This is a genomic window from Sporosarcina contaminans (assembly GCF_042679045.1).
GTDB lineage: Bacteria > Bacillota > Bacilli > Bacillales_A > Planococcaceae > Sporosarcina > Sporosarcina contaminans.
On the sequence record NZ_JBHTLT010000054.1, the window covers coordinates 1 to 615 of the forward strand.

1 protein-coding gene is annotated in these 615 nt (G+C 41.0%); it reads right to left on the bottom strand.

The genetic code is table 11. The features are described from left to right. Positions 1 to 615, bottom strand: a 615-nt coding sequence (istA, locus tag ACFQ38_RS11300) for an IS21 family transposase (RefSeq protein ID WP_381480940.1), incomplete at both ends; no start/stop codon positions are given.

Below are 615 nucleotides of genomic sequence, written 5' to 3' on the forward strand. Positions count from 1 at the left end.
ATAATAGGATAGAAAATCCTCGAACTTTTTGTTAAAACGAATCTGGCTGACACTGTGTTTCGTGACGACAGTTCGCATATTGTCGTAAAGAAGTTGCTGGGGAATACCATTGAAATAGCTAAAGGCATTCATATGACATTTCATTAGCGTTTCCTGCGTCATATCCGTTGTAAACTCAATGTATCGTTTACGGGAATAACTTAGGATCATAAGAAAGGCGTACAACGGACGCTTCAATCCATCTACAAAAAACTCACCGATATTCTCTGCCCAATCTACTTGCGCCTGTCGTCCAGGAATCGTTTCAAATCGGACAGTTGCTTGTTTCTTCGGCGCCTCCCGAAAGGGTTGGACAAATTCTCGAAGAATGGTGCTTTTTCCTTCGTAGCCTTTCGCTCGGATTTCTTCTATTAAAACTGCACAATTTGTAGTACCTTCTTTAATTCGTTCTAGCAGATACGGCTTGAATGGATCCAACTTACTTCCTCTTTTAGCCCGTTTTTCTGAATACGGTGTAGCTTCTGCCTTTAAATGTTTCCTGATGGTTTTTCGATCAAATCCTGTTTCCCTTGCAATCGCACTGATTGTCCAGCCTTTCTGTTTCAATTCTCTTAT